Origin of the sequence: Leucobacter luti (genome assembly GCF_004217175.1) — a bacterium.
GTDB classification, from domain to species: Bacteria; Actinomycetota; Actinomycetes; order Actinomycetales; family Microbacteriaceae; genus Leucobacter; species Leucobacter luti.
Genome location: NZ_SHKI01000009.1, coordinates 1 through 14,394 on the forward strand (window position 1 = coordinate 1; position 14,394 = coordinate 14,394).

The window sequence follows — 14,394 nt, forward strand, 5'->3', positions numbered from 1 at the left end:
ATTACGCAGAAACCAGCCCAACAGCAAGCCCAACCAGAATCTCGGGCGCGTCCCCGCATAAAACCGCCAATGTTGCCGCAGCGACCCCCGACCACCAACTCTGGGCGGCGGCGTCACACCGAAGCAAAACCCGCCAAACATCCCTCACGCCCCCACATCCCGGGCGCGGCGAACCCACACGGCGCCTCGTTCACTCAGACCCGGGCGACCGCTCGCACCGGCGCCCCGTCGCCGCCCGCCACCGCGATCGGCAAGAGCGACAGTTCCGGCTCCCGGTCCAGGCGGTGCAGGCCGCGCAGGTTCTCAACGATCGCCCCGCCGCCGCCCAACCAGAACCGGTGCACCGGCAGCACGGATCCCTCCCCCGGCGCTCCCGCCGCGCGCGGTTCGAGGAGCTCGGTCGGATCCGGGCTCAGCGTGTCAACCCCCAGCACCCTGGCGCCGCGCTGCCACAGCACCTTGGCAAGCCCCGAGCAGAGGAAGGGGTGCCGCAGCATCGCGGGTTGTCCGTAGTGCCGATCCCACCCGGTCTCGACACAGACGATCGTGGGGAGCACCGGCGGGATCTCGCCCTCGATGGCAGCGGCGTCAATCCGCGTCGCCGGCCCAGCACCGAGCGCGCGCAGGATCACCGCTGGCCCCACCAGCCAGTCAAGCGGAACCTGATCCACCGTGCGGCCGCCGGGAATCACGTGCGCTGGCGCGTCAAGATGAGTGCCGGTGTGGGATCCGAGCGCGAGCTCGGCGACTGCTACCCCGTCGCGGGCGATGGTGAGTGCGGGCCGCGCCGACACAGCCGGATCCCCCGGGTACACGGGCATGCCGTCGTGGATCGGCTGGCTCAGATCAATGAGGCTCATTCCCCCACGCTATTGCGCGGGGCGCCCGCCGGCCAGAACCACAAGTGGGGGCGTGCCCGGGTCTCCCCCGGACACGCCCCCACTCGGGTGCGGCGTCGCGCGCTAGTCGTGCGTTAGCCGCGCGCGGCCATTGCGCTCACGAGCTCGTACACAACGTGGCTCGCGGCGACCGCCGTGATCTGCGCGTGGTCGTACGCGGGTGCGACCTCGACCACGTCGGCGCCGACGATCTGCAGATCCGCGAGCCCGCGGATCAGACGGAGCATCTCACGGCTCGTGAGCCCGCCGGCCTCGGGCGTGCCGGTGCCCGGGGCGTGCGCCGGGTCGAGTACGTCGATGTCGATGGAGATGTAGAGCGGCTTGTCGCCCACGCGCGCGCGGATCTTCTCGAGCGCCGCGGGGATCCCGTGCTCCTCGATGAACTCGCTCGTCACGATCTGGAAGCCGAGCATCGCGTCGTCCTCAAGGTCCTGCTTGCCGTAGAGCGGGCCGCGGGTGCCGCCGTGCATGCTGGCGGTGAGGTCGATGAGCCCCTCCTCCGAGGCGCGGCGGAACGGAGTGCCGTGCGTGGTGGGCGCGCCGAAGTAGGTGTCCCACGTGTCGAGGTGCGCGTCGAAGTGCAGCACCGCGACCGGGCCGTGCTTCTTGTTGATGGCGCGCAGCAGCGGCAGCGCGATCGTGTGGTCGCCGCCGACCGTCACGATCTTGTCCACCTTCTCCCCGAGCTCGGTTGCTGCGGCCTCCACCTGCGCGACGGCCTCGTCGAGGTTGAAGGGGTTCGCCACGATATCGCCGGCGTCGACGACCTGCTTCACATTGAACGGGGAGACGTCTTGCGCCGGGTTGTAGGGGCGCAGGAGGCGCGATGCCTCACGAACGTGCGAGGGGCCGAAGCGCGCGCCCGGGCGGAAGCTCACGCCGGTGTCGAACGGAACGCCCACGACGGCGATGTCGGCCGAGGGGACGTCCTCGATGCGCGGGAGCTTGGCGAACGTCGCGATTCCCGCGTAGCGCGGGGTGAGGCTGGCGTCGACCGGCCCCTGGGGAGTGTGATCTGTCACGGTTCCACGTACCTTTCGGATTCGCTCACAGCAAGTTGCCTGTGAGTAAACTTGTGAGTTCTAGAAGTGAACTTCACTTCACTATAGGCTGGACCGCGCGGTCTGGTCAACGCGGTTCCCGCGGCGGGCCGCACCAGAGAAAGGCACACAGTGCGAGCGATCCACCTCAGCGCCGGCGACGATCCAGTGCGGATCGGAGCGAAGCTCCGCGCCTCACGCGCGGCCCAGGGCCTCACGCTCGAGCAGCTCGCGCAGGCATCGGGCCTCACGAAGGGCTTCCTCAGCCGCATCGAGCGCGACGACACCATGCCGAGCGTGCCCACCCTCGTGCAGATCTGCCATGCGCTGTCGCTGCCGGTCGGTGCGCTCTTCGAGGAGCCCGACGTGCAGCACATCGCCCTCGCTGACGCGCCACGCATCAACATGGGCGGCCTCGGCACCGACGAGCGGCTGGTCACGCCCCGCGCCGAGGAGCGCGTGCAGCTGCTCCGCTCGACGGTTGAGCCGCACGGCTCGGGCGGCGACGAGCTCTACACCGTGAGCTGCACGGTTGAATCGTTGCACCTTATCTCCGGGGAGGTCACGGTGCGCTTCGCGGATCGCGAGACCCAGCTCGCCGCCGGCGACACGCTCACGTTCCCCGGGCTCACGCCGCACACCTGGCGCGCGGGCGCGGCGGGCGCCGAGCTCGTGTGGGTGCTGGTGCCCGCCGCGTGGAGCGGATCGAGCTAGCCGGGCCTTCGGCTGCTGCGCGGCGGGCCTCCGCGCCGGCCTCTCCCTGGCGGGTGGGGCGGTGCCGCCGGTGCGGGTGTGGGCGGGTGTGGGTGCAGGCCGCGGCCGCTGGTCCGTGCACGAGTGGAGGATCCGCGCACGAGCGGAGGATCCGCGCACGAGCGTGCGGCTCCACTGCCGGCGCGAAGCCGCACACTCGCAACCAAGCCGCACACTCGCGGAATAGCGGGGTCCGGCCCCAGCGCCAAGCCGCACACTCACGGAATAGCAGCGCGCACTCCGCGCTCGCGGCCGCTGGCCCGCGCACGAGTGGAGGATCCGCGCACGAGCGTGCGGCCCCACTGCCGGCGCAAAGCCGCACACTCGCAACCAAGCCGCACACTCGCGGATTGGCCGGGTCCGGCCTCAGCACGAAGCCGCACGCTCGTGGAATGGCGGGGTCCGGCCTCAGCGCGAAGCCGCACGCTCGCGGGGACAGCCGCGCCAGGCCCGGCCAGGCGGCCGAGCCGGCCCGCCCGGCCCGGCCCGGGGCGACTAGGCGGCGTCCTCGAACACGATCACGGTGCGCGTGCGCTCCCCGCGCCGCATCGCGTCGAACGCCTCGTTCACCTCGTCGAGACTCACGCGGGTGCTGATGAGCTCGTCGAGCGGCAGCTCGCCGGCGAGGTAGGCGGCGGCCACCCTGGGGAAGTCGCGCGCGGGCACGAGCCCGCCGTAGTTCGATCCGATCAGGGTCTTTCCGTCGTAGGCAAGCTGCAGCCCGTCGATCCGGAGCTCCTGCCCCTCGGGCGGCAGGCCCACGAACACCGCGCGGCCGCCCGGCCGGATGAGCCCGGGCAGCTGCTCCATGGTGGCCACCCGCCCGATCGCCTCGAACGCCGCGTCCGCGCCGCCGCCGGTCAGCTCGGCCACGCGCTCGGCGAGGTCGTCGCCCCCGATGAGGCCGTGCGTCGCGCCGGCTCGCTTGGCCTCGGCGAGCTTCGCCTCCGACACGTCGACGGCAATGATTGGAGTGGCTCCCGCGAGGCGCAGCGCGGAAATGATCGACATGCCGACGCCGCCGGCGCCCACCACCACGGCCGATTCGCCGGCCACCACGCGCGCGTTGTTCACCACGGCGCCGTAGCCAGTGCCGACCGAGCAGCCAATGAGGCTGGCCACGTCAAAGGGCACGCGCGGATCCACCCGGATCGCCGCGAAGTCTGGCACCACGATCCGCTCGCTCATCGCCCCGACCGCGAGGTACGGCCAGGCTTCGGCACCGGCAGCGTCGTGCCACCGGGTGGTGCCGTCCGGCAGCAGGGAGTCGTTCGAGAGCACGCGGGTGCAGGCCCACGGCTTGCCGCCCGTGCACTCGGCGCAGCGCTGGCACGCCTGGTGCCAGGCGACAATCACGTGATCGCCCACCGCGAGCTCGCGCACGCCGGCGCCCACGGCCTCGACCACGCCGGCGGCCTCGTGCCCCATCACGGCGGGCAGGGGCACGTGCCACTCACCATCGATCACGTGCCGGTCTGAGCCGCACACCCCGGCGGCGCGCACGCGCACCATGACCTCGCCGTGGGCGGGGGCGTCGAGCTGCAGCCGCTCGATCGCGAGTCGGTCACCGTTGTCGCCATGGTAGACCGCTGCCCGCACCTCGATGGATCCTGTCATGCTTATTTCCTTCCGGCGGCCGCGAAGAGATCTGGTTCGCCGTACGCGCCGCGGCCGCGGCGCACGTAGAGCAGGTGGCTCAGGATCACGTGTGAGACCATCGCGATCAGCACCGCCGGCACGGTCGCCGTGCCGAAGCTGAAGAGGGCCTGCGTGTCGAGGGTGATCGGGTTGTACACCCAGAGGTAGAAGACCGACGCGATCGCCACGGAGGCGAGGGCCGCGATGTTGACGCCGCCGGTGAAGCGCAGCGGGTCGTCCGGCCCGCTCGCGTACAGCGCGCGCAGCGGCACAACCTGCCGGCGCAGGATGAAGTAGTCGGCGATGATGACGCCGCAGAGCGCCGCGATAAATGCGCCGCTGATCACCACGAACGTCATGAACTGCTCGTACATGAAGCCGGGGAAGAAGCTCAGGATCGCGGGGAGCGCGAGGAACGCCGCCGCGAGCGCCGGCCACCGCAGTTTTGCGAGCGCCTTGCCACTCGACTGCTTCACCGCGAGTACCGTCGAGTAGGCGATCGAGGCCATGCTCGTCACGTTCGCGAATCCGACAAAGAGGAGCGTGAGCACGCCGAGGATCGGGCCGCCCAGCGGCACCATCCAGGAGGTCGGATCCGCCTGGCCGAACAGCAGGCCGGCGGCCATGCCGACGAGCTGCGCGACGACCGTGCCGACGAGGATCCCGGCGTACGCCGGCCAGACCGCGGCGCGCGGCCCCCGGGTGAGACGCGAGAGCGTGCCCATGACGGGCCACCAGGAGAGGCCGGCGCCAAGGTTGAACTCGACGGCCATCATGAAGTTGAGCTGCTCGTCCGGGAACGGCGCGATGGGCTCCGCGGCGAGGAGCTCGCCCCACGAATAGTTCGACATGAGCAGCACCATCATGAGCGCGACCACCACGAGCAGGCCGGGCGCGACGAAGCGGTTGAGCTTGCTGATGGTCACGGGCCCGCGCGACAGGATGATCCAGCCGACGAAGATCGCGACGAGCGCGAAGACGGTGACGAGCGGCCCGAACTGCTCAAACTCTGTGCCAAACGCCTGGTTTGAGATCTCGCTGAACGCGCGCCCAAACATCACGCCGAGCAGCGAGGTCCACCCCATCTCGGTGAGGAGCACCACGACGAAGACGACGATCCCGACGCCGACGATCCCGAACACCGACTTCAGCGCGCGGTACTGCTCGACCCCGAGCCGCTGGCTCAGCACCACACTGCCGAGCACCATGATCGCGAGGCCGATGCTGTTGCCGATCAGCATCGCGGCGATGCCGTCGGTGAACCCGACGAGCAGCACCGTGGAGCCGCCGGTGAGGAACGCCCAGGTGGCGATCGCGAGGCTAAGCGTGACCCAGCTAAAGTCGCCAGCGCTCCAGCTGCGCTCCTGCTTCAGGAGGGGAAGCGAACCGTAGGTCGCCTCCTGCGCCACCTCGGCGTCGACCGCAGCGCGGCCGGTGCCCCGGCTCACAGCGCGACCCCGATCACGATCGCGAGGCCCACGATCACGGCGGCGACGCCGAGAAAGATCGTCAGGCTGCGGCCGCTGAGTGCGGCGTGCACCGGGTCGTCGAGCTCCTCGGTCTCAATGATGGCGAGGCGCCGTTCAAGTTCTTGTTCGAGCAGTGTTCCTTCAGACATCTGGGTCTGACCTCCTTGTGTGTCCCACGTCGCTATGGGGCAATTCCATGACAGCCTAGGCACTTGCCGGTCGCGCACCAAACACATGAGCACGCTCAGCGGCTCAATTCTGCGCTATTGCACCAAACTGGTGCGAACGTGGAACTTCTCCCCCGTTTTTGCGGTTACGTGGTGCAGAATTGAACCGACGATTCCGAACGCTTGGGAGACAAAATGCCGCAGTCAATCACGGCGGAGGAGCTCCGCTCGCGGGTGCTCCGAGAACTGCGCGACGACGGGCGCACCAGCTATGCCAGGATCGCCGAGCGGCACGGCACTACCCGGCGGCACGTGACGCAGATCGTGCAGCAGGAGATCGCCGGGGGCCGCCTCCGGATCACCGCCTCGATCAGCCCCGACCTGCTGGGGCACGAGCGCTTCGCCTACCTGCAGATCGCGGTCGACGGCCCCATCACCCCGATCCGCGAGGCGCTCGTGGCAATGCCCGAGACAACCTTCGTGGCCGAGATCAGCGGCAACTACGCGATCGACGCCGAGATCCGGGTCGGCGCCGATCCGCACCTGCGCGAGGCGGTCGACCGCATCCGCGCGCTCCCGCGCGTGCGGGAGATCCGGCTGCACCTCTACGAGAGCATCGAGATCAACCTGTTCTCCCCGATCCGCACGGGCGGGGCCGGGCTGGAGATCGACAGCGCGGATCGGGCGATCGTGCAGCACCTGCAGCGCGACGGTCGCGCCTCGTTTCGCGAGCTCGGGGACGCCGCGGGGGTGTCGCCGAGCGGTGCCCGGCTTCGGCTCAAGCGACTCATGGCGCGCGGCGCCGTGAAGGTGGTGGGGATCCCGGTGCGGGGCGAGCTCCCGGAAGCCCCCACGCTGGGGGTCGGGATCCAGGTCACCGGGCCGGTCACCGATGCGCTGGCTCGGGTGCGCGAGCTCGACCCGGAGTTTCTTGCGATCGCCGTGGGCGGCTACGACCTGATCGCCACGCTCTCCGGCGAGAGCAACGACGAGGTGCTCGTGCTCGTGGACCGGCTGCGATCGTTCCCCGAGATCGCCCGGATCGAGTCGTGGGCGAACCTGCGGATCGTGAAGGAGCAGTACGGGGAGGGCGATCGGATCATCGCCAGCCCGCCCGACCAGGGTGAGCACCAGCACCACCGCGGGTAGCGGCCCACACGACCGCGGGTAGCGGCCCACACGACCGCGGGCCAGAGTCCCGCGGGCCCGGGGTTAGCGGCCCGAGTTCCAGCTCGCGTAGAGCTCCGGCCGGCGATCGGCGAGGTAGTCCGCCTGGCCCGACCTGATCGGGCCAACCTCGGGCAGCTCGGCGAAGAGCAGCTCGGCCGCCGCACCGGCTGCCGCAAGCACGCGCCCCTCGCGGCCCGCCACCGTGCTGAGCCCCGCGAACGAATCGGCCGGATCCGCACCGTCCGCGGCGCTTGCGGGGTGATCCGCGTACGCAACCACGAGCGCGTTCTCGGCCGCGCGCGCCCGAATCAGCAGTTCGGGAACGTAGCTGGAAGTGCCGTCGATCGCGGTCGGCACGAGCAGCAGATCGGCGCCCCGGGCCGCGAGCGTGCGCGCCGGCTCGGGGAACTCGATGTCGTAACAGATCTGGAACCCGACCTGGCGGCCGCTCCACTCCGCGACGCCCGGCGCCGCGGCGCCCGGGGTGAACGCGAGTCGCTCGTCGCTGCCCCACAGGTGCACCTTCTCGTAGCGCAGCACCTCGGTGCCCGCCGCGTCCCACAGCCCGGCCGCGATCGCGAAGGTACCGTCGGCGCGCGCCAGCGGGAAGCTCGCGGCGACCGCGATCCCGGTGTCGCGGGCGATCCCGGCAACGTCGGCCGGGATGCCCGCAACCCGCTCGGGCGTGAGCCACTCGGCGAGCTCGCGAGGCGCGTACCCGCTCACGAAGAGCTCGGGAGTGAGGATCAGCGCGGCGCCCTCGTCTCGCGCAGTCGCGGCGCTCTCGCGCAGGGTCGCGAGGTTGGCCGCGACGTCGAGCGGGGTGGCGGCGGCCTGCAGCAGCGCGATCCTCATGGGTGAAACTCCTCGGTGCGTGGGGTGAACCGGTGCGTGGGGTGGGCCGGCGTCCGCGCTAGGCGGTGACCCCGGCGAGCGTCTTCTTGCCGCGCCGCAGCACGGCGAACGCGCCGTGCAGCAGGTCGTCGGCGGTGAGCGCCTGATCCTCGGCGGCCACGGCGACGTTGTTGATGTAGACGCCGCCCTGCGCGATTGCTCGGCGCGCCTCGCCCAGGCTCTTCACCAGCTCAGCGTCGACCATCAGCTGCGCCACCGACGACCCCACCGCGCCGGCCGCCTGCGGCAGCGCCTCGATCGCGGCGCCGAGCGTCCCGGCGTCGAGCGCGGCGAGGTCGCCGCGGCCGAACAGGGCCTCGGACGCGTCGATCGCTGCCTGCGTGGCCTCGGCCCCGTGCACGAGCGTGGTGACCTCGAGCGCGAGATGCTTCTGCGCGGCCCGCTTGAACGGCTCCTCCGCGACCTGGCGCTCAAACTCGGCGATCTCCGCGCGCGACAGGAACGTGAACACGCGCAGGCGGTCGATCACGTCGGCGTCCGCCTGGTTGAGCCAGAACTGGTAGAAGGTGTACGGCGAGCACATCTCCGGGTTGAGCCAGATGGCGTTGCCCTCGCTCTTGCCAAACTTGGTGCCGTCGGCGTTGGTGATCAGTGGGGTGCCGATCGCGTGCGCGGTACCGCCGACCGCCTTGCGGATCAGCTCGGTGCCGCTCGTGAGGTTGCCCCACTGGTCGCTGCCGCCCGACTGCAGCTTGCAGTCATACTGCTTGTAAAGCTCGAGGAAGTCGAGGCCCTGCAGGATCTGGTAGCTGAACTCCGTGTAGCTGATCCCCTCGTCCGAGTTCAGGCGCTTCGCGACGATGTCCTTCTTGATCATCGTGCCCACGCGGAAGTGCTTGCCCACCTCGCGCAGGAAGTCGATCGCCGACAGGGGCGCCGTCCAGTCGAGGTTGTTGACGAAGCGCGCGGCGTTGTCGCCGTCGAAGCTGAGGTAGCGGGAGATCTGCTCGCGCAGCGACTCGACCCACTGCGCCACGGTCTCGCGCGAGTTCAGGGTGCGCTCGGCCGTGGGGCGCGGATCACCGATCAGGCCGGTGGAGCCGCCGACCAGTCCGAGGGGCAAGTGGCCCTTCAACTGCAGGCGGCGCATGAGCAGCAGCTGCACGAGGTGGCCGAGGTGCAGGCTCGGCGCGGTCGGGTCGAAGCCGCAGTAATACGCGAACGGCTCGCCCTCGATCAGTTCAGACAGCGCCGTGGCGTCCGTCGAAACGTGGATCAGTCCGCGCCACTCCAGCTCGTCCCACAGGGTGGGAAAGCTGTCGTCGTTGCGCTGGGCTGCCAGGATCTGGGTGCGAGCATTCGTTTCAGACACGCCTCACATCGTACCCGGGTTCGCGGGACGCGGCGTTCGCGCCGCACCAGCCGGGGCGACGCACACGCCGGGGCGCCGAGTGTTCCGGCGCCCCGAGCGCTAGGCGCGGAACTCTGCGATGCGCTGCGCGAGGCGCGCGAGCTGCTCGTCGACGCGCACGCGCGCCGTGCCGCCGGCGCCCACGCGCGAGTTCACCGAGCCCTCGATGGTGAGCACGTCGCGTACCGCCGGGGTGAGGTGCTCGGACACGCTCGCCAGCTCCGCGTCGCTCGGCTCGTGCAGCTCCAGGCCGCGCTCCTCGCAGTAGCGGACCAGCTCGCCCGAGATCTCGTGCGCGTCGCGGAAGATCACGCCCTGCTTCACGAGCCACTCGGCCACGTCGGTCGCGAGCGAGAAGCCCTGCGGCGCGAGCTCGGCCATGCGCTCGGTGTTCAGCGTCATCGTCGCGATCATCCCGGCGAATGCTGGCAGCAGCACCTCCAGCTGGGAGATCGAGTCGAAGACCGGCTCCTTGTCCTCCTGCAGGTCGCGGTTGTACGCGAGCGGCATCGCCTTGAGCGTGGCGAGCAGGCCCGTCAGGTTGCCGATGAGGCGGCCAGACTTGCCACGCGCGAGCTCGGCGATGTCCGGGTTCTTCTTCTGCGGCATGATCGACGAGCCCGTCGAGTACCCGTCGTGCAGGCGCACGAAGCCAAACTCCTTCGTGTTCCAGAGGATGATCTCCTCGCTGAGGCGCGAGAGGTCGATCCCGATCTGCGCGCAGATGAAGGCGAACTCCGCCACCACGTCGCGGGCGGCGGTGCCGTCGATCGAGTTCTCAAGCGGCTCACCCAGACCGAGCTCGGCGGACACGAGGCGCGGGTCGAGGCCGAGCGACGATCCGGCGAGGGCTCCCCCACCGTAGGGCGAGGCGCTCGCGCGCACCGACCAGTCGCGCAGGCGCTCAAGGTCGCGCACGATCGGCCACGCGTGCGCGGCGAGCTGGTGCGCCAGCAGCACGGGCTGCGCGTGCTGCAGGTGGGTGCGGCCGGGCAGGATCGCACCCGGGTGCTTCGCCGCCTGCTCGGCGATCGCGTCGAGCAGATCGAGCAGCATGCCACGGATCACCGCGGTGTGATCGAGCAGGTAGAGGCGCACGAGCGTGGCGATCTGGTCGTTGCGGCTGCGGCCGGCGCGGAGCTTGCCGCCGAGCTGCACGCCCACGATCTCGATGAGCAGGCGCTCGAGCGCCGAGTGCACATCTTCGTCGTCGTCGCCGGGCACCGCGCGCCCGTCGGCAACGCGCACCGCGAGCTCGTCGAGCCCCGCGCGCATGTCGGCGAGCTCCTGCGCGTCGAGGTAGCCGGCCGCCGCGAGCGCCGTGGCGTGCGCCTTCGAGCCGCGGATGTCGTACTCGGCGAGCACCCAGTCGAACTGCGTCGACTTCGAGAGCGCGGCGAGTGCGGGCGACGGCCCGCTCGCGAATCGGCCGCCCCACAGCGATCCGGCCTCTGCGGCGCGGTTGCTCGTGTCCGCGGCTGCCGCGGCTGGCGTGGTGTTCTCGGTGCTCATGGTGTCCTTCTCGCTCATTCGGTGTGCTCGCGCGGCGTGTGCCTCGCGGCAGCCGTCGCTTCGTGTCTCAGTGCGCGGCGCTCAGGCCTGCGCCAGCAGCCAGGCCATCAGGGCCTTCTGCGCGTGTACGCGGTTCTCGGCCTCGTCCCACACCACGCTCTGCGGGCCGTCGATGACCTCGGGGGCCACCTCGAACTCGCGGTAGGCGGGGAGGCAGTGCAAGAAGATCGCGTCGGGCTGCGCGTGCGCCATCAGCTCCGGTGTGATCCGGTAGGCGCCGAACGTGGCGAGGCGCTCGGCCTTCTCGTCTTCCTGCCCCATCGACACCCAGGTGTCGGTGATCACAGCGTCTGCGCCGGCCACGGCGGCGACCGGATCGGTGAGCACGGTCACGCTGCCGCCGGTCTCCGCGGCGATCCGCTCCGCGTCGGCGACGATGTCGGCGCGCGGGTGGAAGCCCGCGGGCCCGGCCACGCGGATGTGCATGCCGGCGGTTGCGAAGCCGAGCAGGTACGAGTGCCCCATGTTGTTCGCGGCGTCGCCGACGTAGGTCGCGGTGAGTCCCGCGAGCTCGCCCTTGCGCTCCTGGATCGTCTGCAGGTCCGCGAGGATCTGGCACGGGTGGAAGTCGTCGGAGAGCGAGTTGATGACCGGCACGGAGGCGTGCGCCGCCATCTCTTCAAGCCCGGCGTGCGCGAACGTGCGCCACACGATGAGCGACACCATGCGCGAGAGCACCTTCGACGTGTCGGCGATCGTCTCTTTTACGCCGAGCTGGGCCTCGCCCGGGTTCACGATGATCGGCGAACCGCCGAGCTCGGAGATCCCGGCGGCGAAGCTGAAGCGCGTGCGCGTCGACGTCTTGTCGAAGAACACGGCCGCTGACTGCGGCCCCTCGAGCGGACGCTCGGAGAACGGCGCTCGCTTGAGACGCGCGGCGAGGTCGAGGACCTCGCGCTGCTCGGCCGGGCTCAGATCGTCATCACGCAGGAAATGTCGGGTCACCTCCTCAGTCTACGGGAGCGCTCGGGGGCTCAAGGCTCGCCCCAAACCGCTGTGGGAGAATCGAGCAATGCCCACGCTGCCTCGCCTCATTGCATTCGACCTCGACGATACGCTCGCGCCGTCCAAATCGCCGGTCGAACCGCGCATGCTCAGCGCCTTCGCCGGGCTGCTCGCCCGCACCAGCGTGGCAGTGATCTCGGGCGGCAACTTTGAGCAGTTCGAGGCCCAGTTGCTCGCGCGGCTCGCCTCAGACGCCGGCATCCCGGAAACCGCGCTCGCGCGCCTGCACCTGCTCCCCACCTGCGGCACCCGCTACGAGCGGCGCGAGGCGGGTGCCTGGACCACGGTGTACCGCGAACACCTCACGGACGGCGAACGCGACGCAGCCCTCGCAGCGCTGCGCGAGGAGGCAGAGCGGCTCGGACTCTGGGAGGCTGAGCCGTGGGGTGAGATCCTCGAGGATCGCGGCTCCCAGGTCACGTTCTCGGCGCTCGGCCAGCGTGCTCCCGTCGCCGCGAAGCACGCGTGGGACGCGGACGGGGCGAAGAAGAATGCGCTGCGCGCCGCGGTCGCCGCGCGCCTGCCGGAGCTCGAGGTGCGCAGCGGCGGCTCTACGTCGGTGGACATCACCCGGCGCGGCATCGACAAGGCGTACGGGATGCGCAAGCTTGAGGAACACACCGGGATCCCGCTCGACGACATGCTGTTCGTGGGCGATCGACTCGACCCAGACGGCAACGACTACCCCGTGCTCGCGCTCGGCGTCACCTGCCACGCGGTGACCGGGTGGGAAGACACAGCGGAGTTCATCGAGGGGCTGCTCGCGCGCTAGGAGCGGACTCATTCCGGAGTGCGCGCCGCAGCGCCCCGACCCCACAACGCCGCAGGGCGGGCACCCCCGAGGGAGTGCCCGCCCTGCGGCGTTGGAGCGGAGGCTAGGCCTGCTCGGCCGCGCTCGCGGTGTCAACCGCTGCCGCGTCGGGGATCAGCCCGAGCACGCGGCCGGTCTCGGCGAGCGAGGCGGCGGCGGCCGCGGCATCACCGTTCAGGCCGTCGGTCGCGAGGACCGGGATCTGCTCCGTAAAGACGCGCTCCCACTCGTTCGTGTACTGCTCGGGGAAGCACTTGCGCAGCACCCCGAGCATCGCGTACACCGCGGTGGAGGCTCCGGGCGATGCCCCGAGGAGACCGGCGATGGAGCCCTCGGCGCCGGTGATGACCTCGGTGCCGAACTGCAGGATGCCGCCCTTGACGGGATCCTTCTTCATGACCTGCACGCGCTGACCGGCGGTGATCATCTCCCAGTCGGAGGTGCGCGCGGCCGGCATGTACTCGCGGAGCGTGTCCATCTGCTTCTCGCGGCTCGCCATCAGCTCACCGAGCAGGTACTTCTCAAGCCCCCACTGCGTGAGGCCGACCTTGATCATGGGGCCCAGGTTGTGGAGCCGGATCGAGCCGGGCAGGTCCCACCAGGAGCCCTTCTTTAGGAAGTTGGGGCTGAACCCGGCGTACGGCCCGAAGAGGATGCTCTCCTTGCCGTCGACGATGCGGGTGTCGAGGTGCGGTACCGACATGGGGGGCGCGCCGACCGCGGCCTTGCCGTACACCTTGGCGCGGTGGTGGGCCACGATCTCGGGGTCGGAGGTCTTGAGGAACTTGCCGCTGATCGGGAAGCCGCCGAAGCCGCGGATCTCGGGGATCTTCGACGACTGCAGCAGCTGAAGAGCGCCGCCGCCGGCGCCGACGAACACGAACTTGGCGTTCACCACGCTGCTGCCGTAACCGGAGCGGTTGCGGGCGTAGACGTTCCAGGTGCCGTCTGCCTGGCGCTTCACCTTGCGGATCTGGTGGTTGAGGTGCAGCTTGGCGCCCTGCTCGACGAGGTAGTCGAACAGCTGGTGGCTCACCGCGCCGAAGTCGACGTCGGTGCCACTCTCGGAGCGGGTCGCGGCGAACACCTCGTCCTTGGCGCGGCGGTCAACGAGGAGCGGGGCCCACTCGGCGATCTGCTCGGGATCCTCGCTGAACTCCATGTCGGAGAACAGCGGCTGCTCCTTGAGGAGTTCGTAGCGGCGGCGCAGGTAGTCGACGTTCGCCTCGCCGCGCACGAAGGTCATGTGCGGGGTGGGGTTAATGAACGACGACGGCGTGCCGAGGATGCCCTTCTGCACGAGCGTCGACCACCACTGACGAGACAGCTGGAACTGCTCGTTGATGTCGATCGCCTTGTCAGCGGAGAGGCTGCCGTCGGCGCCCTCCGGCATGTAGTTCAGCTCGCACAGCGCGGCGTGACCGGTGCCCGCGTTGTTCCACGCATTGGTGCTCTCGGTCGCTACCTCGGACTGGGACTCGAAGATCTCGATCGACCAATCGGGCTGCACCTGCTTGATCAGGGTGCCCAGGGTGGCGCTCATGATGCCCCCACCAACGAGGACGACGTCTACCGTGTTCTTACTCACGAGGGCTAAGTCTACT

The 14,394-nt window shown here is 70.1% G+C and carries 13 protein-coding genes; 3 read left to right on the plus strand and 10 right to left on the minus strand.

All coding sequences use genetic code 11. The features are described 5' to 3' along the window. Positions 1-194 precede the first annotated feature (194 nt). Positions 195-860 carry a cyclase family protein gene (locus tag EV139_RS15390; protein ID WP_130455708.1) on the minus strand — a complete coding sequence of 222 codons (666 nt, stop codon included), beginning with the start codon at positions 858-860 and terminating at the stop codon, positions 195-197. A gap of 113 nt (positions 861-973) precedes the next feature. Beyond that, positions 974-1,921: an agmatinase gene (speB, locus tag EV139_RS15395; RefSeq protein ID WP_130455710.1), complete on the minus strand. Its 948-nt coding sequence runs from the start codon at positions 1,919-1,921 to the stop codon at positions 974-976. A gap of 150 nt (positions 1,922-2,071) precedes the next feature. On the opposite strand from speB, the gene EV139_RS15400 reads away from it, so the two are divergent. Next, entirely contained in the window at positions 2,072-2,653 is a 582-nt protein-coding gene (locus tag EV139_RS15400) for a helix-turn-helix domain-containing protein (RefSeq protein WP_130455712.1), read from the plus strand. A 534-nt stretch (positions 2,654-3,187) separates the two neighbouring features. Here the strand turns inward: EV139_RS15400 and EV139_RS15405 are convergent. Genes EV139_RS15405 through EV139_RS15915 form a run of 3 tightly spaced genes read right to left on the minus strand, consistent with a single transcriptional unit; the run spans position 3,188 to position 5,948 of the window. Further along, positions 3,188-4,309, minus strand: coding sequence for an alcohol dehydrogenase catalytic domain-containing protein (locus EV139_RS15405; protein WP_130455714.1), 1,122 nt, complete (start codon positions 4,307-4,309; stop codon positions 3,188-3,190). 2 nt (positions 4,310-4,311) lie between these two features. Continuing rightward, entirely contained in the window at positions 4,312-5,778 is a 1,467-nt protein-coding gene (locus tag EV139_RS15410; protein WP_130455716.1) for a purine-cytosine permease family protein, read from the minus strand. Next, positions 5,775-5,948, minus strand: a complete 174-nt coding sequence (locus EV139_RS15915) for a hypothetical protein (protein ID WP_157993059.1) — start codon at positions 5,946-5,948, stop codon at positions 5,775-5,777. Before EV139_RS15915 ends, EV139_RS15410 begins: the two co-directional genes overlap by 4 nt. Positions 5,949-6,161: 213 nt before the next feature. Between EV139_RS15915 and EV139_RS15415 the strand changes: the two genes are divergently transcribed. Then, complete coding sequence (locus EV139_RS15415; RefSeq protein WP_130455718.1) at positions 6,162-7,115, plus strand: Lrp/AsnC family transcriptional regulator; 954 nt, start codon at positions 6,162-6,164, stop codon at positions 7,113-7,115. A gap of 63 nt (positions 7,116-7,178) precedes the next feature. Here the strand turns inward: EV139_RS15415 and EV139_RS15420 are convergent, their stop codons facing one another. From EV139_RS15420 to argF, 4 genes are all read right to left on the minus strand, one after another. Further along, entirely contained in the window at positions 7,179-7,991 is an 813-nt protein-coding gene (locus EV139_RS15420; protein WP_130455720.1) for a nitrilase-related carbon-nitrogen hydrolase, read from the minus strand. A 58-nt stretch (positions 7,992-8,049) separates the two neighbouring features. Beyond that, entirely contained in the window at positions 8,050-9,363 is a 1,314-nt protein-coding gene (gene tyrS, locus EV139_RS15425; RefSeq protein ID WP_130455722.1) for a tyrosine--tRNA ligase, read from the minus strand. Between the two features lie 99 nt (positions 9,364-9,462). Beyond that, positions 9,463-10,914: an argininosuccinate lyase gene (gene argH / locus EV139_RS15430; RefSeq protein WP_130455724.1), complete on the minus strand. Its 1,452-nt coding sequence runs from the start codon at positions 10,912-10,914 to the stop codon at positions 9,463-9,465. An 81-nt stretch (positions 10,915-10,995) separates the two neighbouring features. Next, a complete protein-coding gene (gene argF, locus EV139_RS15435; RefSeq protein ID WP_130455726.1) occupies positions 10,996-11,919 on the minus strand; it encodes an ornithine carbamoyltransferase in 924 nt (307 codons plus the stop codon). A 67-nt stretch (positions 11,920-11,986) separates the two neighbouring features. On the opposite strand from argF, the gene EV139_RS15440 reads away from it, so the two are divergent. Continuing rightward, positions 11,987-12,751 carry an HAD-IIB family hydrolase gene (locus EV139_RS15440; protein WP_130455728.1) on the plus strand — a complete coding sequence of 255 codons (765 nt, stop codon included), beginning with the start codon at positions 11,987-11,989 and terminating at the stop codon, positions 12,749-12,751. 103 nt (positions 12,752-12,854) lie between these two features. On the opposite strand, the gene mqo is transcribed toward EV139_RS15440, so the two are convergent. After that, entirely contained in the window at positions 12,855-14,378 is a 1,524-nt protein-coding gene (gene mqo, locus EV139_RS15445; protein ID WP_130455730.1) for a malate dehydrogenase (quinone), read from the minus strand. Between the last annotated feature and the right edge of the window lie 16 nt (positions 14,379-14,394).

Coding starts and splice junctions, on each gene's coding strand:
- EV139_RS15420 (WP_130455720.1), bottom strand. CDS start 7,991: ATGAGGATCGCGCTGCTGCAGGCCGCCGCCACCCCGCTCGACGTCGCG.
- EV139_RS15915 (WP_157993059.1), bottom strand. CDS start 5,948: ATGTCTGAAGGAACACTGCTCGAACAAGAACTTGAACGGCGCCTCGCC.
- argH (WP_130455724.1), bottom strand. CDS start 10,914: ATGAGCACCGAGAACACCACGCCAGCCGCGGCAGCCGCGGACACGAGC.
- EV139_RS15415 (WP_130455718.1), top strand. CDS start 6,162: ATGCCGCAGTCAATCACGGCGGAGGAGCTCCGCTCGCGGGTGCTCCGA.
- EV139_RS15405 (WP_130455714.1), bottom strand. CDS start 4,309: ATGACAGGATCCATCGAGGTGCGGGCAGCGGTCTACCATGGCGACAAC.
- EV139_RS15440 (WP_130455728.1), top strand. CDS start 11,987: ATGCCCACGCTGCCTCGCCTCATTGCATTCGACCTCGACGATACGCTC.
- EV139_RS15390 (WP_130455708.1), bottom strand. CDS start 860: ATGAGCCTCATTGATCTGAGCCAGCCGATCCACGACGGCATGCCCGTG.